The organism is Burkholderia sp. HAN2018 (genome assembly GCF_024704855.1).
GTDB lineage: Bacteria > Pseudomonadota > Gammaproteobacteria > Burkholderiales > Burkholderiaceae > Burkholderia > Burkholderia cepacia.
Genome location: NZ_QOBB01000138.1, coordinates 1 through 19,381 on the forward strand (window position 1 = coordinate 1; position 19,381 = coordinate 19,381).

The 19,381-nt window shown below is 67.4% G+C and carries 15 protein-coding genes; 4 read left to right on the forward strand and 11 right to left on the reverse strand.

All coding sequences use genetic code 11. The annotated features are described in order from the left end of the window. From DPV74_RS27265 to DPV74_RS27295, 7 genes are all read right to left on the reverse strand, one after another. Positions 1-561: electron transfer flavoprotein subunit beta/FixA family protein (locus DPV74_RS27265; RefSeq protein WP_119338317.1), on the reverse strand; the 561-nt coding region annotated here is incomplete at its 3' end. Then, positions 558-1,727, reverse strand: coding sequence for an electron transfer flavoprotein subunit alpha/FixB family protein (locus tag DPV74_RS27270; protein ID WP_060197330.1), 1,170 nt, complete (start codon positions 1,725-1,727; stop codon positions 558-560). The genes DPV74_RS27270 and DPV74_RS27265, both read right to left, overlap by 4 nt. 4 nt (positions 1,728-1,731) lie before the next feature. Further along, the gene (locus DPV74_RS27275) at positions 1,732-3,657 is read right to left on the reverse strand and encodes a (Fe-S)-binding protein (RefSeq protein ID WP_027789729.1); all 1,926 of its coding nucleotides are present in this window, start codon (positions 3,655-3,657) and stop codon (positions 1,732-1,734) included. A gap of 3 nt (positions 3,658-3,660) precedes the next feature. After that, on the reverse strand, positions 3,661-5,724 hold the full coding sequence (locus tag DPV74_RS27280) for an NADH:flavin oxidoreductase (RefSeq protein WP_021160633.1): 2,064 nt from the start codon (positions 5,722-5,724) through the stop codon (positions 3,661-3,663). Positions 5,725-5,784: 60 nt separating this feature from the next. Further along, entirely contained in the window at positions 5,785-6,318 is a 534-nt protein-coding gene (locus tag DPV74_RS27285) for a DUF5943 domain-containing protein (protein ID WP_006488993.1), read from the reverse strand. 142 nt (positions 6,319-6,460) lie between these two features. Beyond that, positions 6,461-7,432: a dipeptidase gene (locus tag DPV74_RS27290; protein WP_027789731.1), complete on the reverse strand. Its 972-nt coding sequence runs from the start codon at positions 7,430-7,432 to the stop codon at positions 6,461-6,463. Between the two features lie 31 nt (positions 7,433-7,463). Then, positions 7,464-8,738, reverse strand: a complete 1,275-nt coding sequence (locus tag DPV74_RS27295) for a serine hydroxymethyltransferase (RefSeq protein ID WP_027789732.1) — start codon at positions 8,736-8,738, stop codon at positions 7,464-7,466. A 445-nt stretch (positions 8,739-9,183) separates the two neighbouring features. Here DPV74_RS27295 and DPV74_RS27300 point away from each other — a divergent pair, with 445 nt between their 5' ends. After that, positions 9,184-10,209, forward strand: coding sequence for a GlxA family transcriptional regulator (locus tag DPV74_RS27300; RefSeq protein WP_027789733.1), 1,026 nt, complete (start codon positions 9,184-9,186; stop codon positions 10,207-10,209). A gap of 59 nt (positions 10,210-10,268) precedes the next feature. On the opposite strand, the gene DPV74_RS27305 is transcribed toward DPV74_RS27300, so the two are convergent. After that, the gene (locus tag DPV74_RS27305; RefSeq protein ID WP_119338314.1) at positions 10,269-11,681 is read right to left on the reverse strand and encodes a discoidin domain-containing protein; all 1,413 of its coding nucleotides are present in this window, start codon (positions 11,679-11,681) and stop codon (positions 10,269-10,271) included. Between the two features lie 270 nt (positions 11,682-11,951). Here DPV74_RS27305 and DPV74_RS27310 point away from each other — a divergent pair, with 270 nt between their 5' ends. The 3 genes from DPV74_RS27310 to DPV74_RS27320 all read left to right on the forward strand — a co-directional run bounded on the left by DPV74_RS27310 (position 11,952) and on the right by DPV74_RS27320 (position 15,463). Beyond that, a complete protein-coding gene (locus tag DPV74_RS27310) occupies positions 11,952-13,373 on the forward strand; it encodes a PLP-dependent aminotransferase family protein (protein ID WP_119338315.1) in 1,422 nt (473 codons plus the stop codon). Positions 13,374-13,637: 264 nt separating this feature from the next. Continuing rightward, positions 13,638-14,405, forward strand: a complete 768-nt coding sequence (locus DPV74_RS27315) for a hypothetical protein (RefSeq protein ID WP_119338316.1) — start codon at positions 13,638-13,640, stop codon at positions 14,403-14,405. Positions 14,406-14,575: 170 nt separating this feature from the next. After that, entirely contained in the window at positions 14,576-15,463 is an 888-nt protein-coding gene (locus DPV74_RS27320; protein ID WP_060206682.1) for a DMT family transporter, read from the forward strand. On the opposite strand, the gene DPV74_RS27325 is transcribed toward DPV74_RS27320, so the two are convergent. The 3 genes from DPV74_RS27325 to DPV74_RS27335 all read right to left on the reverse strand — a co-directional run bounded on the left by DPV74_RS27325 (position 15,452) and on the right by DPV74_RS27335 (position 19,226). Next, positions 15,452-16,366: a LysR substrate-binding domain-containing protein gene (locus DPV74_RS27325; protein ID WP_060086149.1), complete on the reverse strand. Its 915-nt coding sequence runs from the start codon at positions 16,364-16,366 to the stop codon at positions 15,452-15,454. The two genes, DPV74_RS27320 and DPV74_RS27325, sit on opposite strands and share 12 nt — an antisense overlap. Before the next feature lie 219 nt (positions 16,367-16,585). Then, complete coding sequence (gene fdhA, locus DPV74_RS27330) at positions 16,586-17,782, reverse strand: formaldehyde dehydrogenase, glutathione-independent (protein ID WP_027789739.1); 1,197 nt, start codon at positions 17,780-17,782, stop codon at positions 16,586-16,588. Between the two features lie 253 nt (positions 17,783-18,035). Continuing rightward, a complete protein-coding gene (locus tag DPV74_RS27335; RefSeq protein WP_060197317.1) occupies positions 18,036-19,226 on the reverse strand; it encodes an efflux RND transporter periplasmic adaptor subunit in 1,191 nt (396 codons plus the stop codon). Positions 19,227-19,381 lie beyond the last annotated feature (155 nt).

The window sequence follows — 19,381 nt, forward strand, 5'->3', positions numbered from 1 at the left end:
GAGCCCGGGCCGGATCGCGCCGGCGCGCAGCCGCGCATACGCATAACGCGGCTCGGCATTCGCGAGCGGGTGGACGGCGACAACGGCCGGCAGTGCCGCGTCCACGCGCCGCCGCAGCCCTTTCGGCAAAAATTGCCGGACCGCGGCACGGCCGCCTTCGACCGTCACGTCGACGGCCGAGCCGACCAGCGGATAGCCGAGCGCCGCGGCGATGCGATACGGCAGCATGCCGGTGTCGTACGCGCCCTCGGCGCGTGTGCCGGTCAGCACGAGGTCGTAGCCGTCGATACGCGCGGCGAGCGCATGCACGGCATCGTCGCCGTCGCGGCAGGCCAGCACCTCGACCTCCCGCGCGCCGAGCGCGAGATATTCGGCAAGCGCCGCGTTCGCGGGATCGCCCGCATGAATCACGTCGAGCTTCGCGCGATGCCGCTCCGCGAGCTGGCGGCCGGTTTCGAGCGCGGCCGCGTCGTTGCGGCTGTAGCGCGCGACGCCGCTGACCGGATGACGGCCGACGGACACGAGCACCGCGATGCGTTGCAAGGGGCGGGGGGCGTTCATGCGGCGACTCCTTCCGGTTCACGGGTGCCGACCGCGGCCGGCGATTCTCCACGCGCGGCGCGCGCGGCCTGCACCTGCTCGATCAGCGCGGCGATCGTCGCCTGCGCATCGCCCACCACCGTCAGGTTCGCGCGTTTCGCGATCGGTGCGCTGCCGTCGAGATTCACCGCGATCACGTGGCGGCAGTCCTTGATCCCCTGCAGGTGCTGCACCGCGCCCGAGATGCCGAACGCGATGTACACGCTCGCCTCGACCGTCTTGCCGGTCGCGCCGACCTGCTTGTCGCGCGTGAAGTGACCGTTGTCGACCGCGACGCGGCTCGCGCCGATCGCCGCGCCGAACACGCCGGCCAACCGCTCGAACGCGCCGATGTCGGATACGCCGTTGCCGGCCGACACGATGAAATCGGCTTCCTCGAGCGCGACCTGGGCCGCGTCGATTTCATCGAGGCCGAGATCGCGATACGGCTGCGCGGCGTCATGGGCCGGGTGGATGAAGTCGGCGGCGAGACGCTCGCCCGCGCCGACGAACGGCAGCTTCGCGTCGACCGCGTTCTGCGCGAGCAGGATCACGTCGGGCAGCGCACGGGTGGCAAAGGCGCGCCCGGCCTGCGCATACGCGCCGACATGCTTCGCGTCGATCTCGACGACATGGGTCGCGACGCTCGCGCCGGCGGCCGCCGCGTAGCGCCGGCCGAGATCGCCGTCGCCCGTCGCGTTGTCGGGCACGAACACGTGTTTCGGCGCGAGCGCGGCCACACAAGCCTGCAATGCTTGCAGTTCGCTTTCGGGATCGAACGTGCGGCGATCGAAGCCGGTCAACTCGAGCAGCTTGTCGACGCCCAGTTCGGCCACGTCGTCCTTCAGTTCGCCGAACGCGAGCAGCGCGACTTCGGTCTGCGCATCGGCGAGCAATGCGGCGGCGGCGATCGCCTGCCGCGAATGATCGTCGAGCGCGCCGCGCTCACCGTGCGCCACCACCAGCATCACGTGCTTCGGGTCCTGCACCGCGCGGCGCGGCTTCGCGGCCGCTGCGCCGTGACCGTGCGCCGACCAGTGCGCGGCGCTCGCATCGGCGCTGCCTTCCTCGCCGAGCGTGATGCGCTTCAGGCCCGCGGCCGTGATGATGAACGGCCGGCGCGGATCGATTCGTTTGATCGTGTTCATCGATTCACTCCAGCGAGGCGGCGACGAGTTCGGCCACGTCGAGCACGTCGGGGCGCGGGCCCACGACGCCTTCGAGCATCGCCGTGCAGTTCGGGCATGCAACCGCGACCACGTCTGCGCCGATCGTGCGCGCGTCGGCGATGCGGATGTCGGGAATGCGCTGCTTGCCGGGGATGTCGGTCAGCGGCGCACCGCCGCCACCGCCGCAGCAGCGGCCGCGCATGCCGTTGCGCTCCATCTCGACGACCTGGATGCCGATCGTCTTCAGCAGCTTGCGCGGCGCTTCCGTCTCGCCGTTGTAGCGGCCGAGGTAGCACGGGTCGTGATACGTGGTGCGCTTCTCGCTCAATGCTTCGACGGCCTTCGGCGCGATCTTGCCGCTGTCGGCCAGTTCGGCGAGATACGTCGTGTGATGCTTGACCGTCACGCGCAGCCCGAGCGCACGGTATTCGTTGCGCAGGCTGTGCATCACGTGCGGGTCGGCCGTCACGATCTGCTTGTACGACAGCGTGCCGAGCGTGCCGATCAGGCGCTTCGCCATCTGCTGGAACGTCGCTTCGTCGCCGAGGCGGCGTGCGACGTCGCCCGTGTCGGTCTCGGTCGAGCCGAGCACCGCGTAGTCGACGCCCGCCTTGTTCAGCACCTTGACGAACGCGCGCAGCGTGCGCTGGTAGCGCATGTCGAACGCGCCCTCACCCGCGACGAACAGCACGTCGACCGGCTTGCCGGGCTGCGCGACGGGCGCGCTCAGGTCGACCGACCAGTCGTAGCGCGCGGCCGTGTCGTAGCCGCCCATCGTGCCCGTCTCGCGCAGGTTCGCGAGCACTTCCTGGCCCTTGCCGGGCACCGTGCCGTGCACCAGCGTGCGGTTGCGGCGCATGTCGACGATCGCATCGACGTGCTCGATCAGCATCGGGCATTCCTGCACGCACGCGCGGCAGGTCGTGCACGACCACAGCGTCTGCTCCTCGATCAGGCCGGACACGATCGGGCCGTTCGGCTCGCCGCGATGCTGGCCGACCGCGAGGCCCGGCGAAGGACTGCCCGCGTACGCCGCATCGGTGCCGCCCGCCATCCCGACGACGAGATCCTGGATCAGCTTCTTCGGGTTCAGCGGCTGGCCCGACGCGAACGCGGGGCACGCGGCTTCGCACTTGCCGCACTGCACGCACGCGTCGAAGCTCAGCAGCTGGTTCCAGCGGAATTCGACCGGCTTCTCGACGCCGTACTCCTGATGCTCGATGTCCGGCAGCTTCAGCGCGGTCGGCGGCGTGGCCGTGCCGTTGCCCGTGAACGATTCACGGGTGGCCGCGAAGCGTTCCTGGCGCGGGTGGAAGGCAAGGTGCAGCAGGCCGGCGATCGCATGCTTCATCGGGCCGCCCTTCGCGGCGCCGACCGTCATCGTGAACGCGCCGACGCCGATCAGCAGCGCGCAGAGCACCGCGAACGCGCCCGACATCGCACCGGTCGGCACCAGCATGAACAGCACGAGGCCGAGCGCGAACGAGCCGAGCAGCCAGGGCAGCGTATTCCACGGGCCTTTCGACAACCGTGCAGGCACGTCCTTCGCCGCGCGCCGGCGCCACACGAACACCGCACCGACCAGCATCGCGAGCGCCGCGAGGAAGATCAGCTTGTCGAGCCACGGCGAGTAGATCGCGAGGCCGTAGTTGATGAACACCAGCGCAAGCGCGCCGATCGCGCCGCCGGCCGTCGCGACGTGGGTCTTCGCGATGTACGGATCGCGGGCGACCACGTGGTGCAGGTCGACGAAATAACGCTTCGGGATCGCGAACAGGTTCGCGACACCGAATGCGCCGGGCGCCGTGGCGCGGCCGAGCCGCCAGTAGGACGAACGCTTCGCGACCGCGAACGCGAGCCCCGCCACCGACAGCCACAACAGGGCGGTAATGAGGAAGGACGGGTTCATCTTTTAGAAATCCTTCACGAGACGCAGCGAGTCGTAGATCGCACCGTGGACGTTGTGCATCGAGATGCAGTCGCCGACACGGAACAGCAGGAAACGGCCGTTGCCGAGTTCTTCCGACAGGCACGGCTGCGGCTCGGCCGCGAACAGCGTGTGCGGATCGATCTGGCCGCGGTTCACCGATTCCGGCTTGAGCTTCCAGTACAGCTCGTCGTTCGGCGACGAACCGTTCTCGATCACCACCTGGTCGACGGCGCGCTCTTCGAGTTCTTCCGTGTACTCGTTGCGCAGCACGGCGATCAGCTTGCCGTCCTCTTCATAGACGCGATCGAGCATCGTGTTCGGCGTCGGGATCACGCCGAACGCATACAGGCGGCGATAGAAGATCGGGAACGTCGTGCCGCCGCAATCGTCGGCGACCTTCACGTCCGGCGTCACGACCTCGACCTTCGAGCCGCGGCTCGCCATGAAGTCGGCCACGCCCGCGCCGGCATGCGTGCTCACGCCGTCGAACAGCAGCACGTTCTGCTTCGGCTCGACCTTGCCGGTCAGGATGTCCCACGAGCTGACGGCGAGGCCCTCGGCCACGCCCCAGCCCGGCACCTGCCACGTGAAGCTCGACCCGCCCGTCGCGAGCACGACGATGTCCGGCTTCTCGGCCATGATCATCTTCTCGTCGGCGGCCACGCCGAGGCGGCGATCGACGCCGAGGCGCTTCGTTTCCATGTCGAACCAGCGGATGATCCCCGACATCTGTTCGCGCTGCGGCGCCTTCGCGGCGATCATCACCTGGCCGCCCACTTCCGCGTTCTTCTCGAACAGCACCACGTCGTGGCCGCGCAGCTTCGCGACACGCGCCGCCTCGAGGCCCGCCGGGCCCGCGCCGACCACCACGACCTTGCGTTTCGGGCCGCGCGACTTCTCGATGATGTGCGGCATCGTCGCTTCGCGCGACGTCGCGGCGTTTTGAATACACAGCACGTCGAGGCCGTTGTACTGGCGGTCGATGCAGTAGTTCGCGCCAACGCACTGCTTGATTTCGTCCTCGCGGCCGTCGCGGATCTTGATCACCATGTGCGGATCGGCGATCTGCGCGCGCGTCATGCCGACCAGGTCGATCATGCCGGTCGCGAGCAGACGCTCGGCCTGGCCCGCGTCGCGGATGCTCTGCGCGTGCATCACCGGAATCTTCACGACCGACTTGATGCCGGCCGCGAGGTGCACGAACGGCTCCGGCGGCAGTGCCATCGGCGGCATGCAGTTGGCGATCGTGTTGTGCGTATCGCCGCCCGAGCCGACCACGCTCAGGTAGTCGATCAGGCCCGTCTCCGACATCGCCTGCGCGATTTCCTTCAGCGCTTCGTGATCGAGGCCGTCCTCGTGGAATTCGTCGCCGCACATGCGCAGGCCGACGCAGAAATCCTTGCCGACCGCCTCGCGCACCGCCGTCAGCACCTCGATGCCGAAGCGCAGGCGGTTTTCCAGGCTGCCGCCCCATTCGTCGGTGCGGTGGTTCGAACGCTTGCTCCAGAACTGGTCGATCAGGTGCTGGTGGGCGGCCGAGATTTCGATGCCGTCCATGCCGGCCGCCTTCACGCGCTTCGCGGCCGCCGCGAAATCGCCGATGATGCGGCGGATTTCCTCGATCTCGATGATCTTCGCGTTACCGCGGTGCACGGGTTCGCGCACGCCCGACGGCGACATCAGGTGCGGCCAGTGCTCGCCGTGGAACGACGAGCGGCGGCCCATGTGCGTCGCCTGGATCATGATCTTCGCGCCGTGCTTGTGCATCGTGTCGGCAAGACGCGTGAGCGGATCGATGATCTTGTCGGTCGACAGGTTCACCGATTTCCACCAGCCCTGCGGGCTGTCGATCGACACCGGGCTCGACCCGCCGCAGATCGCGAGGCCGACGCCACCCTTCGCCTTCTCTTCGTAGTAGCGGATATAGCGGTCGCCCGGCAGGCCGCCCGGCTCGGCATACACCTCCGCATGCGCGGTGCTGACGATCCGGTTGCGCAGCGTCAGCTGGTTCAGCTGCATGGGTTTGAACAGGTGGGGATAACGCATCGCTGGCGACCTCTGGCGTTCGAATGTCTCGTGTTGCGGGTGTTGTTCTGTAGCAGTGAATCAGTGCGCGATCGGCGACACTTCGAAGACGCAGTGGTCGTGATGCTCGGCCGCGCACTGCACTTCCTTCGATTGCGCACGTGGTGCGCCCTTACCTTCCGGCGTCGTGTCGTTGACCCAGTCCATCGCGCCGGCGAACCAGCCCGCGAACATGTAGCAGAGCTTGCCTTCCTTGCCCGGCTGCTGGAGCACGAACGACGAGTGGCGCAGCTCGATCTTCGCGCGCGCGCTGGCCGGATCGGCCTCGATGATCGAGAACAGGCCCCAGCCGCGCTGCGACAGGCGCTTCAGGTAGTGCTCGAACACGGCCATGCCGGTCAGGCCGTGCAGCTTCGCTTCCTTGTCGCACCAGTGGTAAGCGGATTTGTAGCCGGCCTTGTAGAGGATCTCGGCATACGCTTCGACGCCGAGCGCTTCCTCGACCGCGACGTGGTTGTTCGTGAAGAAGTGACGCGGCACGTACAGCATCGGCAGCGCGTCGGTGGTCCAGACGCCGGTATCGGGATCGACGTTGATCGGCAGTTGCGGTTGCATCGTGGTGACTCCGTGAGGAAATGGGTCGCGCGGCTCAATGCGCGGGCGCGACATCGTCCGCGTGCCTGCGCGGCTTGCGCGGGCACGTCCCGATTTTTGTTGTTGAATCGCTGCGGGTGAGGCGGTCCGGCGTTCGCGGCGCTTACGCGCCCCACACGTCCTTGAACACGCGCACCCAGTTCTCGCCCATGATCTTGCGGATGCGCGACTCCTTCCAGCCGTGGCGTTCCATCGCGGCAGTCAGGTTCGGGAATTCGCCGATCGTGCGGATGCCGTCGGGGTTGATCACCTTGCCGAAGTTCGTCAGCTGGCGATAACGGCCCTTGTCATGCGTCAGCATGTCGAAGAATTCCTTCGCGTAGTCCTGCGTGAAATCCGTGCCGATGCCGACCGCGTCCTCGCCGATCAGGTTCACGACGTAGTCGATCGCCTCGATGTAGTCGTCGATGTTCGCCTCGATCCCGCGCTTCAGGAACGGCGCGAACATCGTCACGCCGACGAAGCCGCCCGCGTCGGCGATCTCCTTCAGCTGTTCGTCGCTCTTGTTGCGCGGATGCTCCTTCAGGCCCGACGGCAGGCAGTGCGAATAGCACACCGGCTTCTTCGAGAACGCGATCGCTTCCGACGACGTGTTGCCGCCCACATGCGACAGGTCGACCATGATGCCGACGCGGTTCATCTCGGTGATCACTTCGCGGCCGAAGTCCGACAGGCCGCCGTCACGCTCGTAGCAGCCGGTGCCGACCAGGTTCTGCGTGTTGTAGCAGAGCTGCACGACGCGCACGCCCATGTCGGCGAACGCCTCGATGTAGCCGATGTTGTCCTCGAACGCATGCGCGTTCTGGAAGCCGAGGATCACGCCGGTCTTGTCTTCCTTCTTCGCGCGGAAGATGTCTTCCGTCGTGCGCACCAGCGTCAGCAGCTCGCTGTTGTCGCGGATCTTCTTCTTCATCACGCCGATGTTGTCGACGGTCTTCGTGAAGTTCTCCCAGACCGACACCGTGCAGTTCGCGGCCGTGATGCCGCCGCGGCGCATGTCTTCGAACACCGGCTTCTCGAACTTCGAGATGTTCAGACCGTCGATGATGATGCTGTCTTGATGCAGCGTGCCCATGAGTGGCTCCAGTATTGTTGGGTCGGTCGGATCAGTAGATCGGGAAGCGTTCGCACAACGCGAAGATCTCGCGGCGCACGCGCTGTTCGGTGGCGTGGTCGCCTTCCGGGTTCGCGCGCAGCGCGTCGAACACTTCCAGGATCAGGCGGCCCACCTCGCGGAACTCCGCGACGCCGAAGCCGCGCGTCGTGCCGGCCGGCGTGCCGAGGCGGATGCCCGACGTGACTGTCGGCTTCTCGGTGTCGAACGGAATGCCGTTCTTGTTGCAGGTGATGCCCGCGCGCTCCAGCGCCTGTTCGACCGGCGCACCCTTCAGGCCCTTCGGGCGCAGGTCGACCAGCAGCAGGTGGTTGTCGGTGCCGCCGGTGACGAGATCGACGCCGCCCGCCTTCAGCACTTCGCCGAGCGCCTGGGCGTTCGCGAGCACGTTGTCGATGTAGGTCTTGAAGTCCGCATGCAGCACTTCGCCGAACGCCACCGCCTTGCCGGCGATCACGTGCATCAGCGGGCCGCCCTGCAGGCCGGGGAACACGGCCGAGTTGATCTTCTTCGCGATGTCCTCGTCGTTGGTCAGCACGAAGCCGCCGCGCGGGCCGCGCAGCGTCTTGTGGGTGGTCGACGTGACGACGTGCGCATGCTCGACCGGGTTCGCGTGGCGGCCCGCGGCGATCACGCCGGCGATGTGCGCCATGTCGACCATCAGCTTCGCGCCGACGCTGTCGGCGATCGCGCGGAAGCGCGCGAAGTCGAGCGCGCGCGGGTATGCCGAGAAGCCGGCGATGATCAGGTTCGGCTTGTGTTCGTGCGCGAGCGCTTCGACCTGGTCGTAGTCGATCAGCATCGTGTCGCGGTTCACGCCGTACTGGACCGCGTTGAACCACTTGCCCGACAGCGCCGGCTTCGCGCCGTGCGTCAGGTGGCCGCCGGCATCCAGCGACATGCCGAGCACCGTGTCACCCGGCTTGGCCAGCGCGAGCATGACCGACCCGTTCGCCTGCGCGCCCGAGTGCGGCTGCACGTTCGCATAACCGGCATTGAAGATCTTCTTGACGCGTTCGATCGCCAGCGCCTCGACTTCGTCCGCGAACTCGCAGCCACCGTAGTAGCGCTTGCCGGGATAACCTTCCGCGTACTTGTTGGTCAGCACCGAGCCCTGCGCCTCGAGCACGGCACGCGACACGATGTTTTCCGACGCGATCAGCTCGACCTGCGACTGCTGACGCTCGAGTTCCTTCAGGATAGCGCTGCGCACCGGCGCGTCGCGCTCGGCAAGGGACTGCGAGAAGAAAGGCTGGGTGTTCGACATAGTGCGTCCGTGACGAAGAATAAGGGGCTGAAACCGAAGCTCAAGGCCCGCCCTGCCTGGGTTTCCCGCTCGTCCCGTACAAGGCTGCCGACGGCTCTATTCTTGTCGTTCGGATTTTCGGCGGATTGATGAATTTAGACGCGTTCTTTGCCTTTTCCGCCATCCGCGTCCGTTTTATACAAGTGACCGGTCGTGCTTTTTCGGATGACCAAGCAAATCGCCGTCGGCGGTTCACCTGTGAACAGGCACGCCGGCGGTGCGATTGCCGCCCGGTCGGGGTGCACTGCCTCACGAATACGGTGCAGTGCAGCATGCGGCTTTCAGCCATACAACGTATGGAGCTAGGGTTTAGCCGTATGGCACGCTTGTTGCGCTGGCTCACACAATACCGCAGCCCGATCCGTGCCCCGGGCCTATAGCTATTAGAGATTTCAGGAAGCTCCCCATGTCCCCCGACCGCACAGCGTCGCTGTCCCACTTCGCGTTCATGCCGTTACCGAATTTCACGATGATCGCGTTCACCAATGCGATCGAGGTGCTTCGGATGGCGAACTACCTGAGCGGCCAGCCGCTCTACCGCTGGTCGGTCATCAGCCCGGAAGGCGGACCGGTCACCGCGAGCAACGGCCTGACGGTCGATACGGGCCCGGCCGAATGCGTGGGGCAGCCCGACATCGTGTTCGTGTGCGGCGGCGTCGACGTGCAACGCGCGACCACGCCCGCTCATCTGTCGACGCTGCGCCGCTTCGCACGCGCGGGCATCCCGCTCGGCAGCCTGTGCACGGGCACCTATGCGCTCGCGAAGTCGGGGCTGCTCGCGGGCTACGCATGCGCGATCCACTGGGAGAACATGTCGGCGCTGAAGGAGGAGTTTCCGGATACGCGCTTCCTGAAGGAACTGTTCGTGATCGACCGCGACCGCATCACGTGCACGGGCGGCGTCGCGCCGCTCGACATGATGCTGAACCTGATCGCCGCACGCGTGGGCACCGCGCGCGTCACGCAGATCGCCGAGCAGTTCATCGTCGAACACGTGCGCGACACGAGCGCGCAGCAACGCATGCCGCTCGTCGCGCGCCTCGGCTCGGCGAACAAGTCGCTGTTCGAAGTGATCTCGCTGATGGAGAACAACATCGAGGAGCCGCTGTCGCGCGAGGAGCTCGCGCGGCTCGCGAACATGTCGCAGCGGCAACTGCAGCGCCTGTTCCGCGAACACCTCGGCATGACGCCGACGCACTACTACCTGACGCTGCGGCTGCGCCGCGCGCGCGAACTGCTGCTGCAGACCGACATGTCGATCATGCACATCACGATGGCGTGCGGGTTCCAGTCGGCGTGCCATTTCAGCAAGAGCTATCGCGACGCGTTCGGCGTCGCGCCGACAAGGGAGCGCCGCAAGCAGGTCGCGCCGCTCGCGCAAGGCGCGGCGAGCGCCGGCCCCGCCTTCCCGGCGCATGTGCTGCATGCGTGAGCGTCGCTATGATCGACGCATGAAAAAAACGGCCTCGAAGGCCGTTTTTTCTTTTGCGCTTACGATCCCCACACCTGCATTTCGTAGAGCGAGTATCCCCACTGCGTCGCGCGCTTCGTGCCGAGCATCCGCACGTAACGACCGCTGCCGTTGAGAGTCGGCAGCGTGACGTGGGTATATGAACCGCCGTTGCTCGTCGAATAGATCGTTGTCCAGTTGGCGTTGTCGTTCGACGTCTGGATCTGATAAGCGAGCGCGCCCGCATCCCAGTACAGATCGACGTGATCGATGCGCTTCACCGCGCCGAGATCCACGGAGATCCATTGCGAACCGACACCGGCGCCTTCCGGCGAATCCCAGCGCGTGCCCGTGGTGTTGCCGTCGAACGCCTTGTCCGGCGTGAGCGACGCGTTGTAGCTCGCCGACGCAGCGGCCGGATGCCCCTGCGACAGCAGCACCGGCTGCGCGGCGGCCGGGCCGCCGTAATAGCTCGCCCCGAGCTTGGCCTTCGTCGTGTCGGCATTCACGCCGAACTGCGACAGGCTCCAGCGCTGGCCGGTCGTCACGTCACCGACGTAGAGCTGATAACCGCCCGCCGTCGTCGACGAGAAGAACACGTAGTTCGTGCCGTTCACCGGTTCCGGATCCGAGTTGTTGCTCACGCAGTCGTTGATCGGCAACGCGTTCGGCGTCGACGCCGGGTCCGCGGTCTTCGTATAGATCTGGTCGGCCTGGCCGCTGTCTTTCCAGCGCGCGTAGAACACCATGCCGTCCGCACGCACGATCGGGTAGTACGTCTGCAGCCCGGCCGGATTGTCGAACGTCGCGGTCGCGCCGGTCGCGAGCGTGCGCTTCATCAGCCCCATGTTCGCGCCGGTGCCCGTCGCGTAGTACACGGCGCTCGAATCGGGCGCGAGATACGGCATCGAATACTCGGCGCCGGCCGGCGCGTTCGTCAGGCTCACGACCGACGTGAACGCCGGGCCCGCGCTCGTGTACGACAGCGTCGCCTGCTTGACGTCGCCGTTCTGCTTGAACACGAGCGTCTTGCCGTCGGCGCTGAACTTCGGATCCTCGTTGCGCGTGGCGCCCGTGCTGTTCGTCAGGTTGACGGGCGGCGTACCGGCGCCGAGTTGCAGCATGAACACGTTCCATGCGCCGTTGCTGATGCCCATGAACGCGAGCCACTTGCCGTCGGGGCTGAACACGCCGTTCATCGGATCGGTGATACCCCACGTGCTCTTGCTCAGTTGCGTCAGCGTATGGGCCGAGAAGTCGTAGAGGAACAGCTGGCTCGTGCCGTCGCCGTACTTCACGTAGCTGTGGTAGACGAGCTTGCCGGTCAGTGCGGCGGGGAACGTCGCGTTCGGCTGGGCGGCGGGATTGCTGATGCAGGCGGCCGTTGCGATGCCGCTCGACAGGTTGAGGGCGATGCCGGCCACGAGGCCGGCGACGAGAGTCTTCAATTTCACGCTGAATGATTCCGGGCAAGGTTGTGACGCCGCAGAAAAGGTCCCGCGCAGGATGTGCGCGGGCCTGGAATCCGCCGTCGGGCAGCGTCGATTCCGGTCGGTCGGACATCGGGAACGCAGATTGCTCGAGAGCATGCCGGCTTGTCAGACGAAAGAAAAGAATCAGAGCCCGGCAAAAACATGCGGATCAGCAATTGGGGGCGCGCTTGCACGCGACGGGTGCCGTGCTACTCTTTTTTCGGCAAGGCCCCGATCGGGCGGAGGGCTGGCATGAAGCGATACGCTGTGCTCGCACGAACGATCGCCGACGCAATCTACCGCGGCGACCTGCCGCCCGGTGCGCGCATCCCGACCGTGCGCATGGCCTGCCGCGTGTATGGCGTGAGCCCGTCCACCGTGTTTCGCGCGTACTACGCGCTCGAAGGCGAGGGTCTGATCGTCGCGCGGGCCCGATCCGGTTATTTCGTTGCGAACCTCGAAGACAAACGCGTGCGGTTCGCCCACGATCCGCCGCGCAAGCCGGCCGCCGAGCCAACCGGCGACGACGATGTGCTGTTCCGCCTGCTCGACTCGCTCAAACGCGACGAGATCGTTCCGCTCGGCTCGGCCTTCGCCAGCTATTCCCTGTTTCCGATGAGCAGCCTGTGGCGCGCGATGGCGTCGGCGGCCCGCAACATGGATCGCACGGCGCTGCTGTCCGGCTTGCCGCCCGGCTACGACACGCTGCGCCGCCAGATCGCGCTGCGCTACCTGAACGCAGGCGCGGCGTTGCCGATGGACGAGATCGTCATCACGACCGGCGCGCTCGACGCGCTGACGCTCAGCCTGCAGGCACTGACCCGCCCGGGCGATATCGTCGCGATCGAGCGACCGGCATTCCACGCGGCCCTCGAGGCCGTGCAGCGCCTGCACCTGAAGGCCGTCGAGATTCCGGTCGACCCGCGCACCGGCCTCGATCTCGATGCGCTCGAAACGGCACTCGACACGCATCCGGTGCGGGCATGCTGGTTCATGACGTCGTTCCACAACCCGACCGGCGCGACGCTGACCGACGAGCGCAAACGCGAGCTGATCGACCTGCTCACGGCACGCGGCGTGCCGCTGATCGAGGATGACGTCTATGGCGAGCTGCATTTCGGAACGGCACCGACGCGCCCCGCCAAACTGTATGACGACAGCGGGCTCGTCCTGCATTGCGGTTCGTTCTCGAAATGCCTCGCGCCCGGGTTCCGGATCGGCTGGGTCGCGGCCGGACGCTACGTGCGGCAAATCCGTCAGGCAAGAGGCGCGAGCGCGCCGGCGGCCGACGTGCCCGCGCAGATGGCGATTTCGAACTACCTGCGCGACGGTGCGTACGACCGCTTCCTGCGCAAGCTGCGCCGCAATCTCGCCGCGCACCAGGCGCAGATGCTGACGGCCGTGCAGACGTATTTCCCGGACGGCACCGAAGTGTTCGCGCCGCACGGCGGGTATTTCCTGTGGATCGAACTGCCGCCGCGCGTCGATGCGATGCACCTGTTCGACGATGCGATGGAAAACGGCGTCAGCATCGCGCCGGGGCCGATCTTTTCCGCAACCGGCGGATTCCGCCGCTATCTTCGGCTCAATTACGGCCGGCCGTGGACACCGGCCGTCGAGCACGCGATGGAGACCATCGGGACGCTCGCGGCCCGGCAGCGGCAGGACGGTTAGCACGAAACGTGCACGTCGCGATGCTCCTTTTTGCGCATTGCGTTTCACACGCAGGCGACCAAGAATGAAGCGGAAGGTAACCGCGGAAGAACGTGCTCCGCTCACCCGACGTCACGGAGAATCCCATGAGCACCGCATGTGCACGACCGTCGACGATGCACGCGCCGCCGGATTCCGGCACGGGCCGATCGGTTGCCTTGCAGGAAAGCGTCATGTCGACCGGCGAACGTTCGCCTCGTTGACGGCGCCTGCCCGCTTCCGGCGATGCGAGTCCTGCCCAATCGGACGTTCCGCGCACGCGACGACTGGCGCGCGATCCTGAACGCGCGAGCCGACGCGCGGCGCACTGCCGGCTGCCGCTGCAGGGAATGCGGCTTCGTGGCTTTCCGCGCGCTCGAGCACTGCCCCGTGTGCGGCCAGTGGAACTGGCCGTTCGATCCGGTTCGCCGCACGCCGGACGACGCGCACACCATGCACGCGGTGCAGCGCTTCGATACGTGGTCGTCGCGCGTCGCGCGGACGCTTCGCAACGCGGCGTTCCGGCGGCCGCGCGCATCGAGCGCGCCGATCCTGAGCATCCTGACGCTCGTGCTGCTGGTCGGCGGCTACGTGATGGTCGACCGGACGTGCAATGCCGATCCGGTCTGTCGCGGCTCGAACATATCGGGCGCGACGGCGAGCGATGCGGATGCGTACGTGTCGAACGATCCCGTGCTGCCGGTCCTGCCGGCGCCCGCCTATCCGTTTCATTCGACTGATGGAACCCAGGTGGCGGCCGCACGACAGCGCAGCCCGGATGTCGGCGAAGCCGCCCAGACCACAGTCGCGCGGGCCGCGCCGGCCATCCGTGCACCCGATCGGCCGCATGCCGCCACCACGGTTCGGGTGGCGGACCTGAAAGCCGGTCGCAATGCCGCGCATCGCGCCCGCACATTCCACCGAGTGAGCGCGCATACCGCACACACCGCGCGGGCGCGACGCACCACCACCGCCAGCAATACGCAACTCGCCCAGCTCTATCGCGGCCACTGAGCGCGCACGCGCCGTCCGTGCGCGCGCTTGCGTCGATTCATTTTTCTAAACCGCCCCTCGCAAAACCTCGTTTGCGCCGCGACGCATGCGTGACGTTCAATGGGTCATTCGCCCGCGCCGGCGCGTATCGCGTTCCGGCTACTCACCCGATCCACCGAACGGAGTCGTCGATGAATGCACTACAGCTCGTGACCCTTGCTGCCATCTGGGGCGCGTCCTTCCTGTTCATGCGCATGGGTGCACCGGAATTCGGCGTTGTCCCGCTGATCGCGCTGCGCGTCGCGATCGCGGCCGTGCTGTTGTCGCCGGTGCTGCGCAACGCGCAGGCGCGACAGGAATTCCGCTCGCACGTCGTGCCGCTGTTCGTCGTCGGCATCGCGAACTCGGCGCTGCCGTTCTGCCTGCTGACCTACGCGGCGCTGTTCGTGACGGCCGGCACCGATTCGATCCTGAATGCGACGACCCCGTTGTGGACCGCGATCGTCGCATTCGCATGGCTGCGTATACCGCTGACGAAACCCCAGGCGATCGGCCTCGCGCTGGGCTTCGCCGGCGTCGTCGTGCTCGCCGGCTCCGCGGTCGGCGCCGGCACGCCCGGCGCACCGCGCGCGATCGCCGCCGCGATGCTCGCGACGCTGTCCTACGGGTTCGCCGCGCATTACTCGAAGCGCAAGCTGGCGAATGTGAGGCCGTTCGTGTCGGCGTTCGGCAGCCAGTTGTTCGCGGCGGTCGCGCTCGTGCCGCTCGCGCTGCCGATGTGGCCGCACGGCCCCGTTCACGCGTCCGCGTGGATCGCGGTGGTGCTGCTCGGCGCGATCTGCACGGCCGTCGCCTACCTGCTGTATTTCGGGCTGATCCGCAATGCGGGCGCGCAATATGCGGCGTCGGTCACGTTCCTGATCCCGATCTTCGGTGTCGTATGGGGGGCGATCTTCCTCCACGAGACGATCACCGTGCAGACGGTCGCCGGGTGCGCGATCATCCTGCTCGGCACCGCGCTCGCGGCCGGCAAGCTCAAGGGGTTCGCGGCAGCCGCCGTGCGCGGGTCACGCCAGTAGATCGCGCGGGCCGTCGTCGCCACCGCCGATCTCGCTCGCGAGCCAGTCGCGGAACGCGGCGATCTTCCACTCGTGCCGGCGCGCTTCGCTGCACACGACGTAATAGGACAACTCGGTCGGCCAGGGCCGCGCGAGCACGCGCACCAGCCGGCCGGCCGCGACTTCGTCCCGCGCGTAGATGTCGCGCACCAGCGCCATGCCCTGCCCGGCGACCGCCGCCTTGATCAGCAGCGCATCCTCGCTGAAGCTCGCGCCGCGCGGCGCACGGGCATCCTCGATTCCCTGCGCGCGCAGCCACAGCGCCCAGTCGGCGCGGTCCGCGTCCTGCAGCAGCGGATACGACAGGCAGTCGGCCGGCGTGGCGATCGGGCGGGCGGGATCGAGCAGTCGCGGGCTGCAGACGGGCCACAGCTCGGGTGTCCAGATGCGGAACGATGCATGCCCGGGATAATGGCCCAACCCGTGCCGGATCGCGACGTCGACATAGTCGCGACGCAGGTCGACCAGTTGCGCGCGTGTTTCGACGGTGATTTCGATTTCGGGGTATGCGGCATTGAACGCGCCGAGGCGCTGCACGAGCCACGTGTTCGCGAAGGAGGCGGTGGTCGTCACGGCGAGGCGGACGATGCGCCGATTGGCACCGTGCACGTTCGCCCACGCGGCCTCGATCTCGTTGAAGCCGCCGGCGAGCTGATCGAACAGCGCGCGACCCGTGCCGGTCAGCTCGAGCTCGCGGCCGGTGCGCTCGAACAGGCGCACGGCAAGGCGATCCTCGAGATTGCGGACGTGCTGGCTGACGGCGCCCGGCGAAATGCAGAGCTGGTCGGCCGCCTGCTTCATGCTGGCGCAGCGCGCCACTTCGACGAACGTGTGCAACGCGGCGAGGGGAAGTGACTTGGCCATTCGTGGATTCGGCACCGGGCGGCCGCGATGGAGTCGGGAACGGGCGACGATTATCGCAGCAATTCCGTGCGGCCGGGATCGGCGGTGCGCAGGCGTTCCGGCCCGCGCGATACCCGCGCGCGGCCTGCCCTTCCCCGTGCTTCCTCAGCAAAAACGGGCGACCCGTTTCCGGTGCCGCCCGTTTCGCGTGACGCGCTGCGCGCGTCGAACGCTAGCGCATCACGCCGCCAGCAACCCGTGCGGGTCGATGACGAATTTGCGCGGCGCGCCGCCGTCGAACTTCTTGTAGCCTTCCGGCGCCTGGTCGAGCGAAATCACTTCGACGTTGACGATCTTCGCGATCGGCAGACGGTCGAACAGGATCGCCTGCATCAGGTTGCGGTTGTACTTCAGCACCGGCGTCTGGCCCGTGAAGAACGAGTGCGACTTCGCCCAGCCGAGGCCGAAGCGGATGCTCAGGCTGCCGTGCTGCGCAGCCTTGTCCTTCGCGCCCGGATCGTCCGTCACGTACAGGCCCGGGATGCCGATCGCACCGGCCGGCCGCGTGATTTCCATCAGCGAGTTCAGCACCGTGGCCGGCGCCTCTTCCGCGTGGCCCGACGAGCCGTGGCCGTGCGCCTCGAAGCCGACGCAGTCGACCGCGCAGTCGATCTCGGGGACACCGAGAATCTGCTCGATCTGCTCGCCGAGCGACGCGTCCTTCGACAGGTCGACCGTCTCGAAACCCATCGCCTTCGCGTGCGCGAGGCGTTCCGCGTTCATGTCGCCGACGATCGTCACGGCCGCGCCGAGCAGGCGTGCCGATGCGGCCGCCGCCATCCCGACCGGGCCCGCGCCCGCGATATAGACCGTCGAGCCCGGCTTCACGCCCGCGCTCACCGCGCCGTGATAGCCGGTCGGCAGAATGTCGGACAGGCAGGTCAGGTCGCGGATCTTCGCCATCGCCTGGTCGCGGTCGGGGAATTTCAGCAGGTTGAAATCGGCATACGGCACGAGCACGTACTCGGCCTGGCCGCCGATCCAGCCGCCCATGTCGACGTAACCATAGGCGCCGCCGGCACGCGACGGGTTCACGTTCAGGCACACGCCCGTATGCGTGTCCTTGCACATCGCGCAGCGGCCGCAAGCGACGTTGAACGGCACCGATACGAGATCGCCGAGCTTCAGCGTTTCGACGTCGCGGCCGATCTCGACCACCTCGCCCGTGATTTCGTGACCGAGCACGAGGCCGACCGGCGCGGTCGTGCGGCCGCGCACCATGTGCTGGTCGGAACCGCAGATGTTCGTGCTGACCACTTTCAGGATCACACCGTGGCCGATCGCGCGGCCGCTCGGATCGACCATCTTCGGATAATCGATTTTCTGGACTTCGACCTGGCCCGGTCCAAGATAGACGACACCTCGATTGCTGCTCATCGTATTGTCTCCATGTCTCGTTGGTGGCGCCGCGGCGCGCCGGCGCCATCCGGCGCACGCGCAACGTGCTGTTCGAGAGTAGTCCCGGAGGCAGGGGCGCCGATGTCTCAAACGCGACACGCGTTTGAACGGCGCCGACATCGATGGCGGAAATGCGAAAGTCGGGCGGGAAACGATGGAAAGGTTTCGCGGGCGGCGTGACGCGCGGGGCGGGCCGGTCGTCGCGACCGGCCGCCCCTCTCCCGGGCAGGCGCTACCCGCCCTGATTCTCGCGAATGATCGCGGCCGCCGCCGCTTCCGCGTCGCTCGCCACCCCGTCGTGCACGCGCGTGCTGACGGCCGGCGTCGGCGGCTCACTGTCGAGCGCGTGGCCGTTGCGGTCGTGCGTGTCGACCGTTGCGCGCATCGATAGCCCGACGCGCAGCGGATGCGCGGCGAGATCGCGCGGCTCGAGCGCAATGACGACCGGCACGCGCTGCACGACCTTGATCCAGTTGCCGGCCGCGTTCTGCGACGGCAGCATCGAGAACGCGCTGCCCGTCCCCGCCGAGAAGCCCTGCACACGGCCGCGATAGGTCACGCGCGAGCCGTAGAGATCCGACACGACCTCGACCGGCTGCCCGATGCGCATGTGGCGGATCTGCCCTTCCTTGAAATTCGCCTCGATCCACAGCCGGTTGAGCTGCACGATCGACATCAGCGGCACGCCGGGCCCGACCTGCTGGCCGACCTGCACCGAACGCTGCCCGATCGTGCCGTCGACGGGCGCGACGATCGTCGTGCGCTTCAGGTTGCGGTACGCGAGCTTGAACTGCGCGGCCGCCTGCACGACGGCCGGGTTTTCGTCCACAGGCAGCCTGGTGCCGAGCGCACGCGCCGCGTCGAGCTGCGCCTGCGCGGCCGCGAGATTCGCCTGCGCACCGGCGACCGCCGCCCGTGCACGCGCGAGTTCCTCGGGTGCGACGATCTCGACCGATGCACCGGAGCGCGCGGCGAACGCGCGCTGCGCGAGCGACAGGTCGGCGCGCCGTGCGTTCACGGCCTCGACGTACATCGTGTTCGAGATCTTCGCGTTCGCGACCTGCCGCACGGCCTGTGCAAGCTGCGCCTTCGCCTGCGCGAACGCGACGGACGCCTCGGTGTCGTCGAGCTTCACGAGCGTCTGGCCGGCGCGCACGGCCTGCGTATCGGCGACCACGACGTCGGTCACCGATCCCGGGATCTGCGCGGCGACCTGGACGATGCTGCCGGCCACGTACGCGTCGTCGGTGTCTTCGTAATAACGATCGCTCAGCAACCAGTATGCGATCCATGCAAGCGCGGCCACCAGCACGACCGCGAAGAACACGATGAAGCGCTTGCGACGCGTCGCGCGGCGCGCGTCGAGTGCAGGATCGTTCAGTGCGGCCGGCGGCGCGGCGGTATGTAGGTTGTCGTGGTGCATCAGTCGCTTTGCGTGACGATCAGACGATCGTGCTGGAACAGGGGGATCGGCGGCATGACCGGCAGGCTCGGCGCCGGAGTCGCGGCCGCCGTGCGCGCGGGAACGGGGGTGCCGCGAGGCGTCGCGCCGACGGCCGGCGTGCGTGCCGCGTCGTC